Origin of the sequence: Limobrevibacterium gyesilva, assembly GCF_025989185.1 — a bacterium.
Classification (GTDB): domain Bacteria; phylum Pseudomonadota; class Alphaproteobacteria; order Acetobacterales; family Acetobacteraceae; genus Limobrevibacterium; species Limobrevibacterium gyesilva.
Genome location: NZ_JAPDNT010000002.1, coordinates 385,166 through 408,109, shown reverse-complemented (window position 1 = coordinate 408,109; position 22,944 = coordinate 385,166). Strand labels below are relative to the sequence as shown.

Here is a 22,944-nt window from a genome sequence, read left to right as displayed (position 1 = left end):
GCCGGGGCAGATCGACCGAATGCGCGGGGAAGGCAAGCCCCAAACCGAACAATGCGGCCCGGCAGCGAGCGGTTTGACGGGGCGGGATGGTGGTGCGACGCTTTGGGGCTGCGGAATTTCCGGCAAGTGCTGGGCCCAACCGGCCCTTTTCGGCGGAGAAGGGATGAAGGCGTACGACCTGATCGTGATCGGCGGCGGACTGGTGGGCGGCGCTATCGCCTGGGGCGCCGCGCGTCAGGGCGCCAGCGTGGCGCTGCTGGACGAGGGCGACGTCGCCTATCGCGCCGCGCGCGGCAATTTCGGGCTGGTCTGGGTGCAGAGCAAAGGCGCGGGAATGCCGCCTTACGCGCATTGGTCGCGCCGGTCGTCAGAGGTCTGGCCGCAGCTTGCCGCCGCGTTGCTGCAGGCGACCGAACTGGACGTGGCGCTGCGCCAGCCCGGCGGCCTGCATTTCTGCCTGAACGACGCCGAGCTGGAGGCGCGCGCGGAGATGATCCAGCGCATGCACAACGAAAGCGGCGGCTCCGGCACCAGGATGGTCGGGCGGGCGGAGATGAAGGCAATGGTGCCGGCCATCGGCGACGGCGTGGTCGGTGCGTCCTATTGCCCGATCGACGGGCATGCCAATCCGCTGAAGCTGCTGCGCGCGCTGCATGCGGCGCTGCTGAAGCTGGGCGGCGCCTACCTGCCGGGGCGCACGGTCGATGCCATCGCCGGCGGCGAGGGCGGCGGGTTCACGCTGCAGGCCGGGGCCGAGCGCTTCGCCTGCGCGAAGCTGGTGATCGCGGCCGGGCTGGGCAGCCGCAAGCTGGCGCCGATGGTGGGGCTGGACATGCCGGTGACGCCGTTGCGGGGGCAGATCATCGTCACCGAGCGGATGAGGCCGTTCCTGGACTACGCGACGCATGTGGTGCGCCAGACCGACGAGGGCTCGGTGTTGCTCGGCGACAGCCAGGAGGACGTTGGCTTCGACAACGGCACCACCGTGCCGGTGATGCAGGATATCGCGGCGCGCAATCTGGTGATGTTCCCGGGCCTGAAGGACGCCAACATCGTGCGCGTATGGGGCGCGCTGCGGGTGATGACGCCCGACGGGTATCCGATCTACGAGCAGTCACGGACCCATCCCGGCGCCTTCGCCGCGACCTGCCATAGCGGCGTGACGCTGGCCGGCGCGCATGCGCTGGAGCTTGCGCCGGCGATCCTCGCGGGCGCGCTTCCGTCGGGCTTCGACGTATTTTCCAGCAGGCGGTTCCATGTTCAGGCGGCTTGAGGATGCACGCGCGGATATCAGCTTCAGCTTCGAGGGGCGGGAGGTGACGGCGCGGCCGGGCGACAGCGTGGCCGCGGCGCTGCTGGCCGCCGGGCTGCGCAGCTTTCGCGCGACCCCGGTGTCCGGCGCGCCGCGGGCGCCGTGGTGCATGATGGGCGCGTGCTTCGACTGCCTGGTGGAGATCGACGGCGTGGCCAGCCGCCAGGCCTGCATGACCCAGGTGGCGCCCGGCATGCGGGTGCGGCGGCAGCGCGGGGCGAAGGCGCTCGAGTCCGATCCCGCCGCGGAGACGGCAGCGTGACCGGGGCGTACGACGCCGTCGTCATCGGCGCCGGGCCGGCGGGCCTCGCGGCCGCCACGCTGCTGGCGGAGCGGCAGGCGCGCGTGGTGCTGGTCGACGAGCAGCCGGCGCCGGGCGGGCAGATCTATCGTGCGGTGGAGGGCATGACCGCCCGCCAGCCCGAGCTGTTCGAGGCGCTGGGCCCGGATTACGCGCATGGCGACGAGCTGGTGACGCTGTTCCGCACGTTCGGCGCGGAATACCGGTCGCAGAGCACGGTGTGGCAGATCTCGCCAGCCGACGGGTCGGACGCCGCGCACGAGGTCTGGCTGAGCCGCGGCGGGCGTTCGGAGCTGTTGCAGGCACGCAATGTGGTCGTGGCCACCGGGGCGATGGAGCGGCCGGTGCCGGTGCCTGGCTGGACGCTGCCGGGCGCGATGACCGCGGGCGCCGTGCAGGTGATGCTGAAATCCGCCGGCGTGGTGCCGGAGGGCATGGTGCTCGCGGGCTCGGGGCCGCTGCTGTACCTGCTGGCCGGGCAGTGCCTGGCACTGGGTGCCCGCATCACCGCGGTGCTGGATACCACCGCGCGCGCCAACGAGCAGGCGGCCTTGCGGCATCTGCCGGCGGCGCTGCGCGGGGCCGGGTTCGGATACCTGGTGAAGGGGCTGGCGCTGAAGCTGCGGCTGCGGCGGGCCGGGGTGCCGATCTTCCGGCGCGTGACGGATATCGCGCTGCAGGGCACGTCGGAAGTGACGGACATCTCGTTCCGCAGCCGTGGCCGCCCGATGTGGCTGAGTGCCGATCTGGTGGCGCTGCATGAGGGCGTGATCCCGGCGCAGCAGATCACGCGGTCGATTGGCTGCGTGCATGACTGGGACGCGGTGCAGCACTGCTTCCGCGCCTGCACCGATGCGTGGGGCAACAGCAGCGTGGATGGCGTTCTGGTGGCCGGCGACGGGGCGGGGATCGGCGGGGCGCGGGCGGCGGAGCATGCCGGCCGCATCGCCGCGGCCGAGGTGCTGCGCCGGCTGGGGGTTGCCGATGCCGCCGGCCGCGATGCGCTGGCGGCGGCGGACCTGCGTGGGCGGGCCGCGCACCTGGCGATCCGACCGTTCCTGGATCGGCTGTATGCCCCGCCGGCCGCGATCCTGCGTCCGGCCGACGCGGTGATGGTGTGTCGCTGCGAGGAAGTGACGGCGGGCGCGATCCGTGGCGTGGTGCAGCAGGGATGCCTGGGTCCCAACCAGGCCAAGAGCTTCCTGCGTGCCGGCATGGGGCCGTGCCAGGGTCGGATGTGCGGGCCGGTGGTGTCCGAGCTGATCGCCGAGGCGCGCGGCGTGGGGGTGGAGGAGGTGGGCTATTACCGCATCCGTCCGCCGCTGAAGCCGATCACCGTGGGGGAACTGGCAGCGCTGGACGTCTCCGGCGCATGACGCTGACCGCCGACGTGCTGGTGGTGGGCGGCGGGATCCAGGGCTGCTCGGCGGCATTGCAGATCGCGCAACGCGGGTTCTCGGTGATCCTGCTGGAGAAGAACGGGGTGGGGCGGCATGCCTCCGGTGTGAATGCCGGCGGCGTGCGGCGGCTGTTGCGCGATCCCGCGGAGATACCGCTATCCGTTGCCTCCATGGAGATGTGGCTGCGCATCGAGGACCTGGTCGGCGCGGATTGCGGGTTCAAGGTGAGTGGCCAGGTGGCGGTGGCGGAAACCGAGGCGGAGTTCGCCACGTTGCGCGCGCGGGCCGAAATGGTGGCGTCGCTGGGATACGCCCATGAGGAGCTGATCGGGCGCGACGAGCTGTATCGCGTGGTGCCGGCGCTGGCGCCGCATTGCGTGGGCGGGCTGATCGCGCGCGGGGACGGGTTCGCAAGCCCTTATCACACCACCATGGCCTTTGGCGCCGCCGCGCGGCGGGCGGGCGTGCGGGTGTTCGAGGAGGTGCGCGCGACGGGCTTCGCGCGGCGCGCGGGCGTGTGGCACGTGGACAGCAGTGCCGGGAAGGTAGAGGCGAAATTCCTGGTCAACACCGGCGGCGCCTGGGGGGCCACGGTGGCGGCGATGCTGGGCGAGCCGGTGCCGCTGGAGGCGATCGCGCCGATGATGATGGTGACGGCGCCGGTCCCGCCGTTCGTCGAGCCGGTGGTGATCGGCGTGGGCCGGAAATTGTCGTTCAAGCAGGCGCCCAACGGCAGCGTGCTGATCGGCGGCGGGCATCGCGGCGTGCCGGACCTCGCGGGCGAGACGTCGAGCGTGGACTTCCGCAAGCTGGTGATCAGTGCGCAGACGGTGGCGACATTGTTCCCGGTGATGCGGGACGCGCAGATCGTGCGGACATGGTCGGGCATCGAGAGCCGCATGCCCGACGACATCCCCGTGCTGGGGCCGAGCAGCACAGAGGAGGGAGCGTTCCATGCATTCGGATTCTCCGCGCACGGATTCCAGATGGGCCCGGTGACCGGGGCGATCCTGGCGGAACTGGTGGCGGATGGCGGCAGCAATTTCCCGCTGGCGCCGTTCCGGATCACCCGGTTCCGGGAGAATGCCAGCGTGGCGGCGTCAGGCCAGTAGCGCCACGATGACGGTGCCCCAAAGCGCCAGCAGCACGTTGCCCACGGCGTAGGAGACGCCGTAGCCGAGGGTGGGGACCGTACTCTTGGCCGCCTCCTGGACCGCGGCGAGGGCGGGCGTGGCAGTTCCCGCGCCGGCGCAGACGCCCAGCAGGATGCCCGGATGCATCTTGAAGATGTGATAGCCAGTCAGCACGCCCACGAGGTGGGGGATGAGCACCGTGACGGCGCCCGCGAGCAGCAGGCTGGGGCCGCTGGTCTGCAGCCCGCGCACGAAGTCCGGCCCGGCCGCCAGACCGACCACGGCCACGAATCCGGCAAGCCCGAGGGATTCGAAGATCCACAGTGCCGGGCCGGGGATGCTGCCGGGGATCGGGCGCAGCGAGTTCAGCCAGCCCCACAGCAACCCTCCGAGCAGGACGCCGACGCTGAGCGACAGCCCGATCTCGAGCTTGCCGAAAGCCAGCGCGGGAATGCCGATCAGCGCGCCCGCCACGATGCCGGCGGATACGAACACCATGTCCGTGGTTTCGGTCGGGTGCTCGGTCCGCCCGATCGCCCGCACAGCGGCCTCCAGATGGGCCTGGGTGCCGACGAGGGTGAGCACGTCGCCACGCGACACCGTGGTGGCTGGCAGGATCGGAACGTCCGTGCGGTTGCGGAGGATCCTGCGCAGATAGACGCCGCGTGCGCTGGGGATCGTGGACAGCTCGCTGAGAGTTTGGCCGTGCACCGCCTGGCTGGTGACGACGACCGGAAGAACCTCGGCAGGCATATCCAGAAGCTCGGGATCTTCCACTTCCGGAAGTTCCGCTTCGACCGACTCCACCAGCCGCTTTCGCGGCCCGGAGATCGCGGCCACGTCGCCGGGTTGCAGCACCGTGTCCTGGTCCGCGTCGATGAGCTGTGCGCCGCGCCTGATGCGTTCGACGAATACGCGCACACCTGGAAATATCTGCGCCACGGGCTTGCCGATGACGCTGCTGCCGTCGGGAATGCGGTAGGCGCGCATCTCGACGGCGCGGTAGCTGGAGATCAGGCCGGGCTCCCTGGCTTTGCCGCCGCCCATCTGCAGTTCGTAATCCTTGCAGGCCTGCACAAGGTCGATGCCCAGGATACGGGGGGCGATCTGGGCCAGGAACCAGGCTGCCCCGATCACGCCGACCAGATAGGTGACGGCGAAGGCGACGGGGATATTGTTGATCAGCGCCGCTTTCTGCGCATCGGCGATGGGCAGGCGGGTTATCGCATCGCCCGCCGTGCCGATCGTCGCCGACTCCGTGAGCGCGCCGGCGATGAGGCCGCCTCCGGTGCCGGGATCGTAGCCGAGCACGCGACTGGCGGCATAGGCAACGACCAGGCCGGTGACGGCGATGATCGCCGAGACCGCGGCCATGGCCAGACCCTCGGTTCTCAGGCCACGAAAGAATTGCGGCCCGCAGCGGTAGCCGATGGAGAAGAGGAACAAAAGGAAGAAGCACTGCTTCACGTCGGAGGATACCGTCACGCCAAGCTGGCCGACCAGGACGCCGGCGAGCAGCGTTCCGGTGACGGCACCGAGGGTGAACTTGCCGAACCTCAGCTTGCCGAGCATGTAGCCGATTCCGATGGTGACGAAGAACGTCACCTCCGGATGGTGTCGCAGGGCACCGACCAGCCAGTCGATCAGCGGCATCGCGCTGCCCCTGTGGCCTGCGGCCGAGGCCTTTTCACGCGGTGCTCTTTTTCGTTGCCTGATAAGCCTGCAGGTAGCCCCGCGCGACTGCGCGCACGGCGCGGCCGATGTCGCTGTAGACCTGGTCCGGCAGGTTGGCGAAAGAGACGCGCGCCGACCAGTCCGGTGCATGGAACCCGCCACCGTTCAGCAGCACGATTCCGTAATCCTCGGCCAGGCGGAAGACGATATCGAGCGGATGCACGTTCTTTTTCATGTAGTCAACGACCTCTTCGCCGACATTCTTACGAGCCCAGAACTCGAAATCGATCAGGCCGTAATAGAAATCATATAGCGGGTTCGGCGCGAGCTCGAGACCCAGGCTCTTCACCATCAACCAGAACCGGTCGTGAACGATCGCGATACAGGCATCCTGGTAGCGCTTCTCGGCATCCATGAGTTCGCAGAGCGAGAAGAGGGTCATCATGACCTGCTGCGGCAGGGACAACCCGGCCGTGTGGTTCAGGGCGACATCGCGGCTGTCAGCGACGAGCCGGTCAATGAACTTGAGCTTGCGTGGCTCCAGCGTCAGCGTGGAATAGCGCGTGTCCAGGGCAGCGAGCGTGGATTCCGGCAGCTTGGCGATCGCGGCGTCCAGGATGTTGTCCTGATGCACGGCGATGACACCGAGACGCCAGCCGGTGCAGCCGAAATACTTCGAATACGAGTACACGCCGATGGTGTTCTGCGGCAACGCGCCCAGCAGGGAACGGAAACCCTTCACGAAGGTACCATAGACGTCGTCCGTCAACAGGATCAGATCCGGGCGCTTCGTCTTCACGAGCGTTACGATCTTGTCGAGGGTTTCCGGACTGACGGCCATCGCGGTGGGGTTGCCGGGGTTGACGAGGAAGAAGGCCTTGACCTTCGGGTCCTCGAGCTTCTTCAGCTGCTCATCGGTGAACTGGAACCTGTTTTCCTGGGGCGCCTGCACAGGCACGACGTTGAGGCCGTAGTCCTCGAGCTCCGGCATTTCGAGATACGGGGTGAAGATCGGTGTGCCAAGTGCGATCGTGTCGCCGGCGTTGAGCAGGCGGTTGGCCTTCAGCGACTTGAAGATGTAGCACATCGCGGCGGTTCCGCCCTCGACCGCAAAGAGGTCGAATTGGCCGGACGGGCGCGGCTCGCCGCACATCGCCCACATCAGGTATTCGTGCACGATTTGCTCGTTGTGGGCGAGCATCCGGTCAGGGACCGGATAGTTGTCGCCGATGATGGAATCCGCGAGCTCGTGCACGAATGCATCGCGATCGAAGCCGAACTTGCTGATCGCGAAGGCAACCATGGACTTGAGGAAGTCGGCGCCCGGCATGTCCGCATGCCTGGTCAGCCACATATCGAGGCGCCCGGCGATGCCCTTCATCTGGGGCATGCCGCCCAGGCCGGCGGGGTCCTCCATCACGCGGCGGCTTTCGCTCAAGGCGAACTGGCCGAACAGGAAGAATCCGTCACGCGCCGTTGTCGCAATCCAGTTCGGGTTGCCGCGGCCAGCGTTCAGGAAGGCGAGCTGTTCCTTTTGTGCCGTCGCCTTGGCGAGCTTGATCAGCTCGTCCTTGATCTCGAATGGGCTCAGGGCTTCGAAATTCCGCAGCGTCACGGTTTCCATGATCGTCTCCGGTGTGGCCAGTGGTTGATCGCTTCCAGAAAGATTCAGGCAAACAGCAGCACGATGACCATGCCGAAGATGGTCAGTAGCGTGTTGCCGATGGCGTACGGCATCCCGTAGCCCAGGGCGGGAATGTTGCTCTTTGCCGCCTCCTGGATCATGCCGAGCGCGGCCGTGGTGGTACGCACGCCGGCACAGGCGCCGAACAGGATGGCGGGGTGGAACTTGAAGATATAGTGGCCGATATAGACCGACAGGATCATCGGGATCGATGTCGCGACGACGCCCCAGATGAACAGGCTTATGCCGACCTCCTTCAGGCCGGCGACGAAGCCGGGGCCGGCGGAGATGCCGACCACGGCGATGAAGATGTTGAGGCCCAGCGTGTTCATCAACCACAGCGCGGGCCCGGGGATGCGCCCGAAGGTGGGATGCACGGTCCGAAGCCAGCCGAGCACGAGGCCGGAGAGCAGAGCGCCACCACTGGTGGACAGGCTCAGCGGGATTCCGCCCCATTTGTAGCTGAGCGCACCGATGAGACCGCCGATCACGATGCCGGCGCCGACGAAGGCGATGTCCGTCGTCTCGACCGGACGGTCGGCGTAGCCGATCTGGGCGATCAATGTCTCGACGTGTCGCCGCGCACCACCGATTGTCAGCACATCACCGCGGAGGATCTCGGTTTCCGGCAGGATCGGGATCTCCACGAGATTGCGCATGATCTTGCTGAGGTAGACGCCGCGGGCGTACGGGGCCACCGACAGCTCGCGCAGGGTCTTGCCGCTGGCGATCTTGCTGGTGACAAAAACGTCGACAACCTCGGCAGGCATGTCGAGCAACTCGGGGTCATCGACTTCCGGCGCAACGGCTTCGATCCGTTCCACGAGTAGCTGCCGCGGGCCGGAGATGGCCGCGATGTCTCCCACTTGCAGGGTCGTGGTCGGGTCCGCTTCGATGATCTGCGTGCCCCTGCGGACACGCTCGACGAACACGCGCATTCCCGGCAGCAACTCCGTCACCGGCGGGCCGGCCATGTTGCTGTCCGCAGTGATGCGGTAGGCGCGCAGTTCCACACGATGGTAGGCGATGACCGAGCCGGGTTCGCTGCCGCCCGCACCGCCGCCCATAAGCTGTTCGTAGTCCTTGCACGCCTGCGGCAGGTTCACGCCGATGAGCCTGGGGCCAAGCTGGGCGAGAATGAGCGCCGACCCGATCGTGCCCCAGATATAGGTGACCGCGTAGCCGATCGGGATCTGGTCCACGTACAGCCTGGCCTGGTCGACCGGCAGGCCGAGCCGGCCGATCTGGTCGGTGGCGACGCCGATCGAGGCTGAAATCGTCTGCGATCCTGCATACAGGCCGGCAGCATAGCCGACGCTGAGCCCGGCGATTCTGGCGGACAGGTAGGACATGAGCAGGCACAGGGCGAGGATGACCAGGGAGAAGCCGATCTGTCGCGGCCCCTCCTTGCCCAGGCCGCGGACGAATTGCGGCCCGACGCCGTATCCGACGGCGAAGATGAACAGGATGAAGAACGCCGCCTTGACATTTGGCGAGATCGTGATGCCGAGCTGTCCGATGATCACCGCGGCGATCAGCGTGCCGGTTACGTTGCCGAGGTTGAATCCGTAGAGCTTGATTGGGCCGATCAGAAACCCGATGGCGAGTGCGAGAAAGATCGCGATCTCCGGATACGCCCGAAGAGTGGTTACCAGCCACCCGGCCATATGAGGTTCCCCCCAAGGTTCTATTCCGGCGAGCCCATCTTTCGGCGCGGCAGCGGGATAATCCAGTCACGCTGTGTTGATCGGGCTATGAAAACGAAGACGTGATGAATTATGGGCGATCGCGCGTGGCACGGCCGCCTGAACGTCCTAATGCAGGCGGGGCGCGCGCAGGTAGCTGGCCCGATCGGCGCTTTTGACCCGTACGGCGACGTTGCCGGCATCACGGCCAAGCCGCAGCAGCACCGTGCTGCCGGCGTTGCCGCTGGCCCAGACCTTGCGCCAGAGGCTGGCCAGTTCGGTGACTTCCTCGTCGCCCACGGCGAGGATACGGTCGCCGGCCTGCACGCCGGCGCGGGCAGCCGGACCGTCATCGGCCAGGCCGCCGACGATCAGGCCGCCATCGCCCTCCATGGCGTACATCCCCAGCCAGGGGCGCGGGGAGCGGCCGCTGCGGCCGGTGGCCAGCAACTCGTCCAGCACCGGACGCAGCAGGGCGACGGGCACGATCATGTTCATGTCCATCCGCCGCTTGCCGTCGCCCTGCTGCAGGATCAGCGAGCCGATGCCGAGCAGGCGACCGTCGCGGCCAATCAGGGCGGAACCGCTCCAGAACGGATGGGCGGGGGAGGTGAAGATGGCGTTGTCGATGAGGTATTCCCAATAGCCCGCGAATTCCTGCCGTCCCACCACCTTGGTCTCGATGGCGTGAGGGCGGCCGCCGCCGGCGGCGACGACGACCTCGGCGCCGACCGGGATGGATTCGGAATCGCCCAGTTCCAGCGCCGGCAGGTCGAGCTTGCCCAGGGCCTGCACGATGCCGAAGCCGGTGGCCTGGTCGTACGCCAAGGGATGGCCGGGCACGGCGCGGCCGTCCGCGGTGATCAGCCACACCGTCTCAGCCTCGGTCACCAGGTAGCCGATGGTCAGCACCAGCCCCTCCGCGCGGATGACGACGCCGTTGCCGGTGCGCTCGGTGCCCAGCGTGCTGGCGGTGAAAGCGTCGGCCGGGACGTTCGCGCGCACGCCCACGACCGCGCGCAGAGCGCGTTCGAGGTCGAAATCGTAATCATCCGGGTCCGGCTGCAGGTTCAGCGGGATTTCCCATTCGGTTTTCTGCATCGGCGGCTTTCGGCGCTGGGGTGGCACGCAAGGCCCAATATCGGCTTGCTGACCCGCCGGGGCAACGGGCTTGCGAACGCGGGCCAGTCTGGCAGGCTTGGTCGATTCGGAGATGGTCCGAACCGGAGTGAAGGGTGGTTTGCCGGCCGGGCGCCTGCAGATCGGCGTGGCTTGGGAGGGCTGCATGGCGTTGTTCGAGGGATTTGCCGAACGCCGGATCGATACCGGCGAGGCCGTGATCAATTTGCGTATGGCCGGGAATGGCCCGCCGCTGCTGCTTTTGCATGGCTACCCGCAGACCCATGCGATGTGGCATAGGCTGGCGCCCGCACTGGCGCGGCGCTTCACCGTGGTGCTGCCGGACTTGCGCGGCTACGGCGATTCGTCGAAGCCGCCGGGCGGCGATGATCACGCGGGCTATGGCAAGCGCGCCATGGCGGACGATCAGGTGCGGGTGATGGAGGAGCTGGGCTTCACCCGGTTCCAGGCGGTGGGCCATGATCGCGGCGCCCGTGTTCTGCACCGCATGTGTCTGGATTATCCGGATCAGGTGACCCGCGCGGCGCTGCTGGACATCGTGCCCACCGCGTTGGCGTATGGGACCGCCGACCAGGCCTTCGCGACGGCGTATTTCCATTGGTTCTTCCTGATCCAGCGCCACGACCTGCCGGAGCGGCTGCTGGCGGCGGCGCCGGATGCGTGGATCGAGCGCATGCTCGGCCTTTCCGGGGCGGGATCGGAGGTGTTCGCGCCGGAAGCCGTGGCCGAATACAAGCGCTGCTTCCGCAATCCCGCGACCATCCACGCCAGCTGCGAGGATTACCGCGCCGCCGCGAGCACCGACCTCGCCGACGACGAGGAGGACGCCGATACCCGGATTGCCTGCCCGCTGCTGGTGCTGTGGGGCGGGAAAAGCGTGGTGGGGCGGCTGTACGACCCGCTCGCGATCTGGAAGGAGAAGGCCGCGGATGTGCGCGGGCAGGCGTTGCCGTGCGGGCATTTCCTGCCCGAGGAGGCGCCGGAGGAGACGCTGGCGGCGCTGGGGGCGTTCCTGGAGGGTTGATCGCGGGCTTGCTGGCTGGGAGGCATTGCGGTTAGCCTCGATTGGATATCGATAATAAATCGAGGAAGCCTCCCATGGCCGAAGGGCCGGCCTCCCGCGCAGTGGCGGAACTGCGGCGTCGCATCGTGATGAACGAGCTGACGCCCGGCACGTTGCTGACCGAGCTCGGCCTGGCGGGGGATCTTGCCTGCAGCCAGGCGGCGGTGCGCGAAGCGTTGCTGCGGCTGGAAGGCGAGGGGCTGGTGCTGCGGTCCGGCCGCCAGGGCACCACCGTGACCGACCTCGACGCCGATACCGCTGCGGAGATCCTGGACCTGCGCCGGCGGATCGAACTGCGCGGGGCGCGGCGCGGCGCCCGGCGGGCCGGCGCGGGCGACATCCTCGCGCTGCGCCGCATCCAGGCGGCGATGGAGCAGGCGGCGGCAGCGGGCGATGCCTGGGCGGTGCTGGAACGCGACATGGACCTGCATCTGGCGTTGTTCCGGCTGTCTGGCCTGCACGCCATGGGGCCGATCCTGGCGCGCTGCATATTGCACACGCATCGCTTCCGCCTGTGGGCGCCGTGGCATCGCCGTCCGCTGGGCGAGACGGCGCGGCGGCACGTGCCCATCCTGGAGGCGCTGGAGGCCGGGGATGCCGCGGCATTGGCGCGCGAACTGGCGGGTCATCTCGACACCATGGTCGATCGGGGGGTCGCTGCCGCCTGATGCTGCGTTCGCAACAAGAACAAGACAGGGAACGGGAGGAACGAACAAGATGAAACGTCGCACGCTGTTGGCTGGTGCCACGGTACTGGCCGCAACACCGCTGGCGCGGCCGCATGCGCAGAAGCCGGTGACGATCCGCTGGTGGTATCATTTCGATGACCCGAAGATGTCGCCGGCCGGACTGGTGGAGCAGTTCGAGAAGCAGAACCCCGGCATCAAGGTGCAGGCGGAGAACATCCCCTGGGGCGGCGGCGCCGATTACGACACGCGGCTGTACACGTCGATCATCGCCGGCATCGCGCCGGACGCGGCGATGGTGAAGTTCAACAACCTGCCGCGGCTGATGGAGATGGACGCGCTGGCGCCGCTGGACAAGCAGATCGACGCGTGGCCCGGCCGCAGCGACATCTCCGAAGATCTGTGGAAGCTGCATCGCGCGCCGGACGGCAAGCGCTACTACCTGCCGGTGCAGTTCGTGGTGCTCTACCTGTATGCCCGACAGGACTGGTTCGCGCAAAAGAACCTGAAGCTGCCTGCAACGTTCGCCGACTTCGAGGGCGCGGCCCAGGCGCTGACCGGCGGCGAACGCTGGGGCTTCGGGCTGCGCGGCGGCGCCGGCGGGCACGACCATTGGTGCAGCTTCGTGCTGGGCGGCGGCGCGCGCCTGGAGAAAGGCGGCCTGGTGTCGCCTGAGGCGCTGGCCGCCAATCGCTGGTTCATCGGCTTGTACACGCAGAAGCACCTGTTCCCGCCATCGGCGCCGAATGACGGATTCCAGCAGGTGATCGGCAACATGAAGGCCGGGCGCACGGCAATGACGATCCACCATATCGGCTCGGCCAACGAGATGACGGCCGCACTCGGTGACGCGATCACCGCGGTGCCGGTGCCGCGCGGGCCGCAGGGACGGGGATGGACCACCTTCGGCGACGGCTCCAACGCCATCCTGGCGCAGGGCAGCAACCAGGAGGCAGCGTGGAAGTGGATCTCGTTCCTGTCCACCGGCGAGGCCAATGTGGCGTTCAACAAGCTGTCGGGCCAGGTGACGGTCACGACCTCCGGCGCCCAACACTGGGCGTTCCAGCCGCAGCGCTTCATGGATGCCACCACGGCGTCGCTGCCGATCGCCGCGACGCTGCCGCCGACGCCGCAGACGGCCGACTTCACCCGCACGGTGTGGCCACAGACCACGCAGAAGGCGCTGCTGGGGCAGATCACGCCGGATGACATGATGCGCGTGTTCGAGAAACATTTCTTCGGATGACGCGCGCCCGATGAAGGTCGAAGGCCGCGCATTGCCGTGGCTGCTGCTGGCGCCGGCATTGGCAGCGACGGTGCTGCTGGTGCTGGCGCCGGTGATGGAGACGCTGTGGCTGTCGCTGCACGATGTCATCCTGTACCGGCCGCGGTCGCGCCCGTTCGTGGGGCTGGCGAATTACCTGGCCCTGTTGGACGACCCGGCGTTCTGGGAGAGCCTGGGCAACTCGGTGATCTGGGTGATCGCGGCGGTGTCGCTGCAGTTCCTGCTGGGGCTGGGGGCCGCGCTGCTGCTGAACCGGCAATTCGCGTGGCGCGGCATCGCGCGGGCGCTGGTGATCGTGCCCTGGGCGCTGCCCAGCGTAATCATCGGCCTGGTGTGGACGTGGATGCTGGACTTCAACCTGGGCATCCTCAACCAGGTGGGCGTGCGGCTCGGCCTGCTGGATGCGCCCGTGGCGTGGCTGGCGCGGCCGGATACCGCCATGGCGGCGGTCATCCTGGCGGTGGTGTGGCAGGGGTTTCCGTTCTTCACGGTGACGCTGCTCGCCGGATTGCAGGGGATTCCGCGCGAGCATTACGAGGCGGCGGCGATCGATGGCGCCGGGCGTTTCGCGAGCTTCAGGCATGTGACGCTGCCCGGGCTGGCGCCGGTGATCGCGACGGCGCTGCTGCTGCGCATGATCTGGGTGGCGAACTCGCTGGACCTGATCCTGGTGATGACCGGCGGCGGGCCCGGCACGGCCACGCAGACATTGCCGCTGTATGCGTTCCTGCGGGCGTGGTCGGGGGCCAATTACGGCTATGGCTCGGCGCTGGCGGTGGTGCTGACGCTGATGCTGCTGTCGGTGGTGGTGACCTATGCGGTGCGCAGCGCGCGGGAGCGGTCGGCATGAAGCGCCTGCGCCTGCTGCTGGGCACCGAGGTTCCGGTGGCCTGCATCCTGGCCTTCGCGTTGTTCCCATGGCTGTGGATGATGCTGTCCTCGTTCCGGCCGGATGAGGACCTGACCCGCTCGCCCGTGCGCATCATCCCCGGGGCGCTGACGCTGGTGCACCATATCGAGCTGCTGCAGCGCACGTCGTTCCTGGACAATCTGCGCGACAGCTTCGTGGTCGCGACCGGCGCCGTCATGCTGGGGCTGCTGCTGGCGCTGCCGGCGGCCTATGCGTTCTCGCGGTTCCGTTTCCCCGGACGGCGGGCGCTGCGCGTGCAGTTCCTGGTGGTGAACATGTTCCCGGTGGTGCTGCTGGTGCTGCCGCTGTTCATCGTGATGCGCACGCTCGGGCTGCTGGACACCTATCTGGCGCTGATCATGGGGCACGCGACCTTCACGCTGCCGTTCGCGATCTGGTTGATGACCAGCTATATCGACGGGATTCCCGGCGACCTCGACGAGGCCGCGATGATCGATGGCGCGACGCGCATGCAGGTGCTGCGCATGGTCATCCTGCCGCTCGTCGTGCCGGGCCTTGTGGCGGTGGGCATCTATCTGTTCATCGCGTCGTGGAACGAATACCTGTTCGCGCTGATGCTGGCCGGCCGCAACGTGCGTACCGTGACCGTGGCGCTGCAGATGTTCATTGGTGAGAACGAGATTCATTGGGGCCTGCTGACGGCGGGCGGAACGGTCGTGGCCCTGCCGGCCACGGTATTGTTCCTGCTGGTGCAACGGCGTCTGGTCGGCGGACTGACAGGAGGAGCGGTGAAGGGATGAGCACCATGGTCTGGACGCGGCCGCCGGTCGGCGTGATATCGATGGCGTATGCACGGCCGTTCACGGCGGAGCATGTTCCGCTGTTCGCGCGCATGCGCAAGGCCGGCATGGATTTCGTGGAGCTGCTGGTGCCGGAGGAAGGGGAGATCGACCCCGCACGGGCTGGCACCGCGGCACGCGAGGCCGGGCTGTTCGTGGCGCTGGCGGCGAGGGTGAACCTGCAGCGCGACCTGTCGTCTGACGATCCATCGTGCCACGCCGATGGCGTCGCCTATCTCAAGCGCTGCGTGGATGTTGCGGTGGCCATGGGGGCACGGATCGTCGGCGGGCCGCTTTATGGCGCGCCGCTGGTGTTCGCCGGACGCGCGCCGGCGCCGATCGACGAGGCGCGGCGCCAGGCGCGGGTGGAGCGCGTGGTGCGCGGGCTGAAGGAGGCGGGGGCGCATGCGGCGGCGCATGGCGTGGTGCTGGCAGTCGAGCCGCTCAACCGCTTCGAGACGGATTTCTGCAACACCGCGCGCCAGGCAGTGGAGCTGGCCCAGCTGGTCGGCAGCGCCGGCGTGGGCGTGATGCTGGATACGTTCCACATGAACATGGAGGAAGACGACCTGCCGCAGGCGATCCGCCAGACCGGCGCGCATCTGGTGCATTTCCAGGCGAACGAGAACCACCGTGGGTTCCTGGGCACCGGGCATGTCGACTGGCCGGCGATCTGCCGGGCGCTGTCGGACGTGTCCTATGCCGGGCCGATCACGCTGGAACCGTTCCGGCGCACGGACGACCGCTTGTCGGTGCCCCTGGCGCAATGGCGGCCGCCGGCGCATGACGAGGACGAGGACCTGGCGCATTCCGGCGCGTTCCTGCGCGCCTGCCTGCACACGGCGCACCGGTCATGATGCGGATCGGCTGGATCGGCTGCGGCACGCATGCCGGCGAGATGCTGCTGCCGCAACTGGTGCGCCTGCCGGTGCGGCTGGCAGCACTCGCGGATATCGACGCGCAGCGGCTGGCGACGATCGCCGACCGCTATGGCGTGGCGGCCCGTTTCGCCGACGGGCACGCCATGATCGAGGCCGGCGGGCTTGATGCCGTCGGCATCGCCGTCGGGCCGAAGCAGCACGCCGAGCTGGCGGCGGCGGCGCTGCGGCGTGGGCTGCCGGTGTTCATCGAGAAGCCGCCGGCGGCCACGTCGGCCGATGCGCAGGCGCTGGCGGATCTCGCCGCCCAGGTCGGCAAACCCTGCGTCGTCGGCTTCATGAAACGCTATTCCACGGCCAACCGCATCGCCGGGAACATCCTGCGCGACGCCGCGTTCGGTCCGCGCGCCAGCCTGTTGGGCGAGTACATGACCGCGCCCACCTATTTCGTCGGCAATCCCGATTATACCGGCTTCCTGCTGCATCACTGCGTGCATGCCATGGACCTGGTGCCCTGGCTGATGCGCGAGGACGTGGCGACGGTGCATGCCCGCAGCCATCAGATCGAGCCGGGCAAGCTGCTGCTGCATGTGGGGTTCGGCTTCGCCTCCGGCGCGCTGGCGACGGTGGTGATGGGAACGCACCAGTCGCGCGGCACGCCGATGGAGTGGTGGCAGGTGATGGGCGACCACAAGCGCGTGGAGGTGCGCAACGTGCATGAGGTGCGCTTCTATCGCGCGCCGCCGTTCAAGGCCGCCGATCCGGCGGCGACGCTGGACCCGACCACGGACACGCTGGTGTGGGAGCCGAACCTGACCGCGGCGGCGAACGAGGACCACAAAGGGTATCATGGCCTGCTGGCCGCGTTCGTCCGCGCCGTGCAGGGCGAACCGAACGATGCGCCGGACATTGCCGACGGCGCGCGGGCCATGCGTGTGCTGGAGGCGATGATGCGCTCGATGGAGTCGGGCGCGGTGGAGCCTATAGCGACGCGGTGAAGCCACCATCGACGGTAATGACCGTGCCTGTGACGTAGGAGGACGCCTCGCCGGCGAGGAACACCACCGCGCCGCCGAGCTCCGCGGGTTCGCCCCAGCGGCCCATGGGGGTCGAGGACACGACCCAGTCGTTGAGGGTGGGGTCGTCGCGCACGGGCTGGTTGGCTTCGGTGGGGAAATAGCCGGGGGCGATGGCGTTCACGGTGATGCCGTGTTTTGCGAACTCCACCGCGAGCGCGCGCACCAGTCCGTGCAGGCCGGTCTTGGCCGCGATGTAGGCGGGGATGGTCGGGCGGGCGAGATGGCCCATGATGGATGAGATCATGATGATCCGCCCGCGCCGCTGCGGCACCATCAGGCGGAGCGCCTCGCGCGACAGGCGGAAGCAGGCGGTGAGGTCGGCATCGATGACGCGCTGCCAGTCGTCGTCGGTGGTTTCCAGCACCGGCTTGCGCACGGTGGTGCCGGCGTTGTTGACGAGGATGTCCAGCCGGCCATGGGCTTCGCGCAGTTGCGCGAAAGCTTTGGCGACGGCAGGGCCGTCGGTGACGTCGAAGCGGAGCGTGCCGGCGGCCGGCGTTCCGCGTTCGGCAAGGCTGCGTGCTCGCGCTTCCAGGGCGGCGGCGTCGCGGCCGTGCAGGATCACGCTGGCGCCCGCCTCCGCCAGCGCCTGGGCGAATCCCCAGCCGAGGCCGCGCGACGACCCGGTGACGAGGGCAAGGCGGCCGGAAAGGTCGAAGCCGGGCGCTGGCATCCGCGTCAATCCGCGGCGGCGTCGAGCGGATAGAGCGGCCGGGTGACGTTCTTGAACACCAGCCGGTGCATGTTGCCGGTTGTGGTGTCAGGCGTGTCGGCGGCCAGCACGCGGTCGGCGTGCGGGGCGTAGGAGACGCGGAAATGCGAGGGCGATTTCACGAACACCAGCGCCGCGTGCCGCAGCGGCAGCCCCGCCGAGGTGAACAGGCCGGTGTCCCATTCCAGGAAACGCCGGGAGCGGATGGCGAGCCGGATGTCGCCGATCGCGATCACGGCGGTCAGGCCCATATCTGCCTCGGTGCCGTCGGCGCCCGCGTCGTGCATGGTGAACACGCCATCGGTGAGCGTGCGGACGCAGCCGGTGATGTCCAGCGGTTCGCCGTCGCGGCTCATCTTGTGGCCGACGCGCAGCGTGACGGTGGCGCCGACGCCGGCCGCCGCCGCCTGCCGGGCGGCGTCGGCGTCGCAGAGCGTGAGGTAGGTCAGCCGCCCGGCGCGATCCGCACCGGCAGCGAGCAGCGCGCGCAGCACGGCGGTGTTGTCGGCGGCCGCCCCGCTGCTGGGGGCGTCGCCGCCGTCGCCGACCACGGTGGTGCCGGGGCTGGTGAGGCCGATGCGGATGGCGTCGTCCAGCGGCGTGAGGTCGGGGGTGAATTCGTCGCGGGCCTGCCACGCCATGGCGGCGAGTTCGTCGGCGGCTGCTTGCGCCGCGCGCGCATCGCCGTCGGCGCAGACAAGGGCGCAGAAGCCGAGATCCGGCACGTCGATCCAGGGCTGCACGGGGAACAGCGAGGCGTGCAGCACGCGGCCGTCCTGCTCCATGCGGCGCGCCGCGGCGACGATGCGCGACAGTGGCGGCGTGTCGGTGCGGGCGTTGATGGGGCTCACCAGCAGGTGCTTCTTCGCCAGCGCCATTACCGGGCGGCGGCGTCCGGCCAGCACGTCGAGCATCAGCTGCGCGGTGCGTTCGCCGGCTTCGTACATGTCGATATGCGGGTATTCGCGGTAGCCGATCAGGAACGTGTTCGGCTGCAGCATGCGCGGCGTGATGTGTCCGTGCAGGTCGAGCGAGACGCCGATGGGGACATGCGCGGGAAGCTCGGCGCGCACGCGTTCCAGCAACTCGCCTTCGGCGTCGGGCTGGTCCTCCAGCACCATGGCGCCGTGCAAGGCCAGCAGCACGCCGTCCACAGGGCCGGCGTCGCGCAGGCGTTGCAGCAAGTCGCCCAGCAGCGCCTCGAAGGCGGCCCGCGAGACGGCGCCGGCGGCGCCGGCCATAGTGGCGAGCAGCGGCACCGGCTCCACGCCGGCGGCGCGCAGCACCGCGAGCATGCCCGGCACCTCCACCCGCGCCGCGCCATATCCGGTCAGCATCGCCTCGCCGCGGCGCAGATAGACGGATTCGAAGGTCGCGACCTCGGTCGGCACCGGCAGGAACGTGTTGGTCTCCTGCATGATGCCGCCGATGGCGATACGCATGCCTCAGATCTCCTGCACGGCCCGGCCCACGGCATCAAGGGTGGCGTCGATGACGGCGTCGTCGTGCTCGGTGGAGAGGAACCAGGCGCCGCGTTCCAGCGCGCGCACGCCGTGGCGCAGCAGCGCGGTGGTGAAGGCGATGTAGCGGGGACGGTCCATCCGGCGCAGCTCGGCCCAGTTCCGTGCGGGCTCGGTGAGGCCGATGGCGACGTGGAAGATCTCGGGGAAGCCGGTGACGGTGGCGACGATGCCGGCGCGGTCGAAGGCGGCCTGGATGCCCTGCATCAGCCGCGTCCCGCGCGTCTCCAGCGCGGCGAAGGTCGCGGGGTCCTGCAGGCGGCGCAAGGTGGCGACCGTGGCGGCCATCGCCACGGCCTGGCCGTTATAGGTGCCGCCATGCATCACGCCGTTCGCCATCAGCTCCATCAGGTCGGCGCGCCCGGCGATGGCGGCGACGGGGAAGCCGTTGGCGATGGCCTTGGCGAAGGTGGCGAGATCGGGCGTGACGCCGAGCCGCTTCTGGATGCCGCCGGGGCTGACGCGGAACCCGGTGATGACCTCGTCGAACACCAGGATGGTGCCGGTCTTGGTGCAGGCCTCGCGCACGCCTTCGAGGTAGCCGGGCAGCGGATGGATGGCGCCCTGGTTGCACATCGCCGCTTCCATGATGACCATGGCGACGTCGCCCTGCGCCAGCCGCTCGCGCAGCACGGCGAGGTCGTTCCAGGGCAGGACCGCGATGTCGATCCCGTTGTCGAGGATCTGGCCGCGGCTGCCGGGGACCGGGCCGGTGGCGTCGGCGGGCGGGGTGGTGGACCACAGGATGTTGTCGAACCAGCCGTGGTAGTGGCCCTCGAACTTCACCACCACGCGCCGTCCGGTGGCGGCGCGCGCCAGGCGCAGGGCGGTCTGCACCGCCTCGCTGCCGGAGGAGTTGAAGCGGATGCGTTCCGCGCAGGGAACCATCTCGCAGACCAGGCGGGCGGCCTCGGCCTCGATCGCGCTCTGGCCGCCGAACAGGATGCCCTTGGCGAGCTGCGCCTCGACCGCCGTGCGCACGTCCTGCGGCGTGTGGCCCAAAATCATCGGGCCCATGCCGAGATAGTAGTCGATCAGGCGGTTGCCGTCGGCGTCGAACAGATAGGCGCCGTCGCCGTGGTCGAGCACCAGCGGGGTGGGGGAGATGCCGAGGCGGAAATTGCTGGAGACGCCGCCGGCGAGCCACTGCGACGCTTCGGCGATGCGGCGGCGGGATTCGTCGAAGGACAGGGTGCCGTCACGCCAGTTGCGGCGATCCGCGGCGGTGACGTCGGACGATCCGGCCATGAGTTTCTCCCGTGCTCCTGCTTTCGCGGTAGGCTCCGGGATCGTGCCTTGCCTGTCAACGCGACATTGCCGACGGACCCTGCCATGAACGAGCCACAAGACCTGAACGATCCTGCCCTTCGCGACCGTGCGGTGCGCGCGGCACGGGGGCTCGCGCCCTTCGACGTGCTGATTACCGGCGCCATGCTGGTGGATGTCGCCACCAGCGAGACGCGGCCGGCCGATATCGGGCTGGTGGGCAAGCTGATCGCCAGCGTGCACGCGCCGGGTGCGCGGACGGACGCCGCCGAGACGGTCGATGCCAGCGGCTGCTTCATCGCGCCCGGGCTGATCGACACGCATATGCACATCGAAAGCTCGATGGTCACGCCCCGGCGCTATGCCGAGACGGTGGTGCCGCAGGGTACGACGACGTTGTGCTGGGACCCGCACGAGGTCGGCAACGTGCTGGGGCTCGACGGCGTGCGCTGGGCGGTGGCGGCGTCGCGCGACCTGCCGCTGCGCATCCTGGTGCTGGCGCCATCCTGCGTGCCCTCGGCCCCCGGGCTGGAGCTGGCGGGGGCGGCGTTCGAAGCAGCAGAGATGCGCGCCATGCTCGCCTGGCCGGACGTGGCGGGGGTGGCGGAGGTGATGGACATGCGCGGGGTGCTGGAGCGCAGCGCCCATATGCGGGGCATCGTCGGCGAGGGGCTGGCCAGCGGCAAACTGGTCTGCGGGCATGGGCGCGGCCTTGCCGGGGCCGAGCTGCAGGGGTTCGCCGCGGCCGGCATCCAGTCCGACCACGAGATCACCTCGGGCGAGGATCTGCTGGCGAAGCTGCGGGCCGGGTTCACGGTGGAGCTGCGGGGCTCGCACGACTACGTGCTGCCGGGAGCGGTGGCGGCGCTGCGCACGCTGTCGCAGGTGCCGCAGACATTGACGATCTGCACCGACGACATCTTCCCCGACGACCTCGTGCGCGTGGGCGGCATGATCGACGTGCTGCGCCGGCTGGTGCGCCACGGGATGCCGGCGATCGACGCGCTGCGGTGCGCCACGCTGAACGCGGCGATGCGGCTGGGGCGGCGTGATCTCGGCCTGGTGGCGCCGGGGCGGCGGGCGGACCTGGTGGTGCTGTCGGATCTGGCGGAGATGCGGGTGACGCAGGTGTTCGCGTCCGGCCGGCTGGTGGCGCGGGACGGACGCCTGACCGGCGCGCTGCGGCCCGACCCGGTGGGCCTGCCGCGGGGGACGATGAAGCTGGGGCCGGTGACGCCGGAGCAGTTCCGCCTGACAGTTGCAGGCACGCAGGCGCAGCTGCGCACAGTGGCTAAGCCGCGCTTCACCGAATGGGGCGAGATCACAGTGCCCGTGCGCGACAGTGCCGCGGTGCTGCCGGACGGCGCCATCCTGATGGCGGTGATCCATCGCCATGGCCGGGCGCCGGCCACGCCCGTGCTGGGCGTGCTGGACCAATGGAGCACGTGGCGCGGAGCGATCGCGACGACGGTCGCGCATGACAGCCACAATCTGGTGGTGTTCGGGCGCGAGGCGGAGGACATGGCGGCCGCCGCGAACGCGCTGATCGCCGCCGGCGGCGGCATGGCGGTCGCGGCCGGGGGGCAGGTGCAGGCGGTGCTGCCGCTGCCGGTGTGCGGGCTGCTGTCCGACGCGCCGGCCGAGGAGGTTGGCGCGGCCTTCGGTGCGCTGAAGCAGGCGGCGGACGGGATCGTGGACTGGCAGCCGCCGATCCTGACCTTCAAGGCGATCGTCGGCGCCAGCCTCGCTTGCAACCCCGGCCCGCACGTGACCGACCGTGGCATCGCCGACGGGACGACTGGCGAGGTGTTCGACACTGCATTGATCGCGGCGGGATGACACACCCGCTCAGGCCAGGGAGACGTCTTTGCGTCGTGGCCTCGCCTGAAGCCGGCACGTGTAGAGATGCCTGTTCATCGCGGGCACGAAGCGCTCTTGCACGAATCCCGCCTTTTCGAGGACGCGGCGCGACGCCGTGTTCTCGGGGTGCGCGAACGCGCTGACCGCAGTGAGCCCGAGCTGATGGCGCGCCATCCCCAGGCAGAAGCGCGTCAGTTCGCTCGCATATCCTTGGCCCCAGGCCGCCGGCGCGAAGAAGTAGCCGACCTCGACGCCCCAGCCAGGGTCGAACGGGTCCACATACAGGCCGCCGAACCCGATGACGGACTGGTCGGTCTTGCGGAGGATGACCCAGGGCGCGCACCCGATTTTCGCGCGCTGCCGCTCATGCGCCGCCAGGAAACGGCGGCACGCGCGAAGATCGGCGAGGCGATGCGTGAAACGCATGGCCTCGGCATCCCCGAGAAACGCGAATACGGCCGGCGCATCGCTCGGGCGTGGGGTGCGGAGGAGCAGACGGTCGGTTTGCAGGGCCATTTCTGCGGCAGTCTATCACCGCCGGCGGGTGGTTTGCCCG

At 69.1% G+C, this 22,944-nt stretch carries 20 protein-coding genes; 12 read left to right on the top strand and 8 right to left on the bottom strand.

Annotation, left to right across the window (positions count from 1 at the left end):
- Positions 1-163 precede the first annotated feature (163 nt).
- Genes OL599_RS05825 through OL599_RS05810 form a run of 4 tightly spaced genes read left to right on the top strand, consistent with a single transcriptional unit; the run spans position 164 to position 4,125 of the window.
- A complete protein-coding gene (locus OL599_RS05825; protein ID WP_264712711.1) occupies positions 164-1,273 on the top strand; it encodes an NAD(P)/FAD-dependent oxidoreductase in 1,110 nt (369 codons plus the stop codon).
- The gene (locus OL599_RS05820) at positions 1,257-1,574 is read left to right on the top strand and encodes a (2Fe-2S)-binding protein (protein ID WP_264712710.1); all 318 of its coding nucleotides are present in this window, start codon (positions 1,257-1,259) and stop codon (positions 1,572-1,574) included. The genes OL599_RS05825 and OL599_RS05820 overlap by 17 nt, the downstream gene beginning before the upstream one ends.
- Positions 1,571-2,989 (top strand): FAD/NAD(P)-dependent oxidoreductase, encoded by a 1,419-nt coding sequence (locus tag OL599_RS05815; RefSeq protein WP_264712709.1) that lies wholly within the window; start codon positions 1,571-1,573, stop codon positions 2,987-2,989. Before OL599_RS05820 ends, OL599_RS05815 begins: the two co-directional genes overlap by 4 nt.
- The gene (locus OL599_RS05810) at positions 2,986-4,125 is read left to right on the top strand and encodes an NAD(P)/FAD-dependent oxidoreductase (RefSeq protein ID WP_264712708.1); all 1,140 of its coding nucleotides are present in this window, start codon (positions 2,986-2,988) and stop codon (positions 4,123-4,125) included. Before OL599_RS05815 ends, OL599_RS05810 begins: the two co-directional genes overlap by 4 nt.
- Here OL599_RS05810 and aspT (OL599_RS05805) read toward each other — a convergent pair.
- The 4 genes from aspT (OL599_RS05805) to OL599_RS05790 all read right to left on the bottom strand — a co-directional run bounded on the left by aspT (OL599_RS05805) (position 4,114) and on the right by OL599_RS05790 (position 10,290).
- Positions 4,114-5,799 (bottom strand): aspartate-alanine antiporter, encoded by a 1,686-nt coding sequence (gene aspT / locus OL599_RS05805; protein ID WP_264712707.1) that lies wholly within the window; start codon positions 5,797-5,799, stop codon positions 4,114-4,116. The genes OL599_RS05810 and aspT (OL599_RS05805) overlap by 12 nt on opposite strands.
- A gap of 34 nt (positions 5,800-5,833) precedes the next feature.
- Positions 5,834-7,444 carry a bifunctional aspartate transaminase/aspartate 4-decarboxylase gene (locus tag OL599_RS05800; protein ID WP_264712706.1) on the bottom strand — a complete coding sequence of 537 codons (1,611 nt, stop codon included), beginning with the start codon at positions 7,442-7,444 and terminating at the stop codon, positions 5,834-5,836.
- Positions 7,445-7,488: 44 nt separating this feature from the next.
- Entirely contained in the window at positions 7,489-9,171 is a 1,683-nt protein-coding gene (gene aspT / locus OL599_RS05795; RefSeq protein ID WP_264712705.1) for an aspartate-alanine antiporter, read from the bottom strand.
- A gap of 147 nt (positions 9,172-9,318) precedes the next feature.
- Positions 9,319-10,290 carry a S1C family serine protease gene (locus tag OL599_RS05790; protein WP_264712704.1) on the bottom strand — a complete coding sequence of 324 codons (972 nt, stop codon included), beginning with the start codon at positions 10,288-10,290 and terminating at the stop codon, positions 9,319-9,321.
- A gap of 112 nt (positions 10,291-10,402) precedes the next feature.
- Between OL599_RS05790 and OL599_RS05785 the strand changes: the two genes are divergently transcribed.
- The 7 genes from OL599_RS05785 to OL599_RS05755 all read left to right on the top strand — a co-directional run bounded on the left by OL599_RS05785 (position 10,403) and on the right by OL599_RS05755 (position 16,949).
- On the top strand, positions 10,403-11,353 hold the full coding sequence (locus OL599_RS05785) for an alpha/beta fold hydrolase (protein ID WP_264712703.1): 951 nt from the start codon (positions 10,403-10,405) through the stop codon (positions 11,351-11,353).
- Positions 11,354-11,427: 74 nt separating this feature from the next.
- On the top strand, positions 11,428-12,060 hold the full coding sequence (locus OL599_RS05780; RefSeq protein WP_264712702.1) for a GntR family transcriptional regulator: 633 nt from the start codon (positions 11,428-11,430) through the stop codon (positions 12,058-12,060).
- Between the two features lie 49 nt (positions 12,061-12,109).
- The gene (locus tag OL599_RS05775; protein WP_264712701.1) at positions 12,110-13,324 is read left to right on the top strand and encodes an ABC transporter substrate-binding protein; all 1,215 of its coding nucleotides are present in this window, start codon (positions 12,110-12,112) and stop codon (positions 13,322-13,324) included.
- 10 nt (positions 13,325-13,334) lie between these two features.
- Entirely contained in the window at positions 13,335-14,213 is an 879-nt protein-coding gene (locus OL599_RS05770; protein WP_264712700.1) for a carbohydrate ABC transporter permease, read from the top strand.
- A complete protein-coding gene (locus tag OL599_RS05765) occupies positions 14,210-15,034 on the top strand; it encodes a carbohydrate ABC transporter permease (protein WP_264712699.1) in 825 nt (274 codons plus the stop codon). The genes OL599_RS05770 and OL599_RS05765 overlap by 4 nt, the downstream gene beginning before the upstream one ends.
- Positions 15,031-15,930, top strand: a complete 900-nt coding sequence (locus tag OL599_RS05760; RefSeq protein ID WP_264712698.1) for a sugar phosphate isomerase/epimerase family protein — start codon at positions 15,031-15,033, stop codon at positions 15,928-15,930. Before OL599_RS05765 ends, OL599_RS05760 begins: the two co-directional genes overlap by 4 nt.
- Positions 15,927-16,949, top strand: a complete 1,023-nt coding sequence (locus OL599_RS05755; protein WP_264712697.1) for a Gfo/Idh/MocA family protein — start codon at positions 15,927-15,929, stop codon at positions 16,947-16,949. The genes OL599_RS05760 and OL599_RS05755 overlap by 4 nt, the downstream gene beginning before the upstream one ends.
- Here OL599_RS05755 and OL599_RS05750 read toward each other — a convergent pair.
- Genes OL599_RS05750 through OL599_RS05740 form a run of 3 tightly spaced genes read right to left on the bottom strand, consistent with a single transcriptional unit; the run spans position 16,933 to position 20,510 of the window.
- Positions 16,933-17,703 carry an SDR family oxidoreductase gene (locus OL599_RS05750; RefSeq protein WP_264712696.1) on the bottom strand — a complete coding sequence of 257 codons (771 nt, stop codon included), beginning with the start codon at positions 17,701-17,703 and terminating at the stop codon, positions 16,933-16,935. The genes OL599_RS05755 and OL599_RS05750 overlap by 17 nt on opposite strands.
- Positions 17,704-17,708: 5 nt before the next feature.
- The gene (locus OL599_RS05745; protein ID WP_264712695.1) at positions 17,709-19,184 is read right to left on the bottom strand and encodes a M81 family metallopeptidase; all 1,476 of its coding nucleotides are present in this window, start codon (positions 19,182-19,184) and stop codon (positions 17,709-17,711) included.
- A gap of 3 nt (positions 19,185-19,187) precedes the next feature.
- Positions 19,188-20,510, bottom strand: coding sequence for an aspartate aminotransferase family protein (locus tag OL599_RS05740; RefSeq protein WP_264712694.1), 1,323 nt, complete (start codon positions 20,508-20,510; stop codon positions 19,188-19,190).
- A gap of 84 nt (positions 20,511-20,594) precedes the next feature.
- Between OL599_RS05740 and OL599_RS05735 the strand changes: the two genes are divergently transcribed.
- Positions 20,595-22,367 carry an adenine deaminase gene (locus OL599_RS05735; RefSeq protein ID WP_264712693.1) on the top strand — a complete coding sequence of 591 codons (1,773 nt, stop codon included), beginning with the start codon at positions 20,595-20,597 and terminating at the stop codon, positions 22,365-22,367.
- A gap of 9 nt (positions 22,368-22,376) precedes the next feature.
- Here OL599_RS05735 and OL599_RS05730 read toward each other — a convergent pair whose 3' ends face one another.
- Entirely contained in the window at positions 22,377-22,904 is a 528-nt protein-coding gene (locus OL599_RS05730; protein ID WP_264712692.1) for a GNAT family N-acetyltransferase, read from the bottom strand.
- Positions 22,905-22,944: the final 40 nt, after the last annotated feature.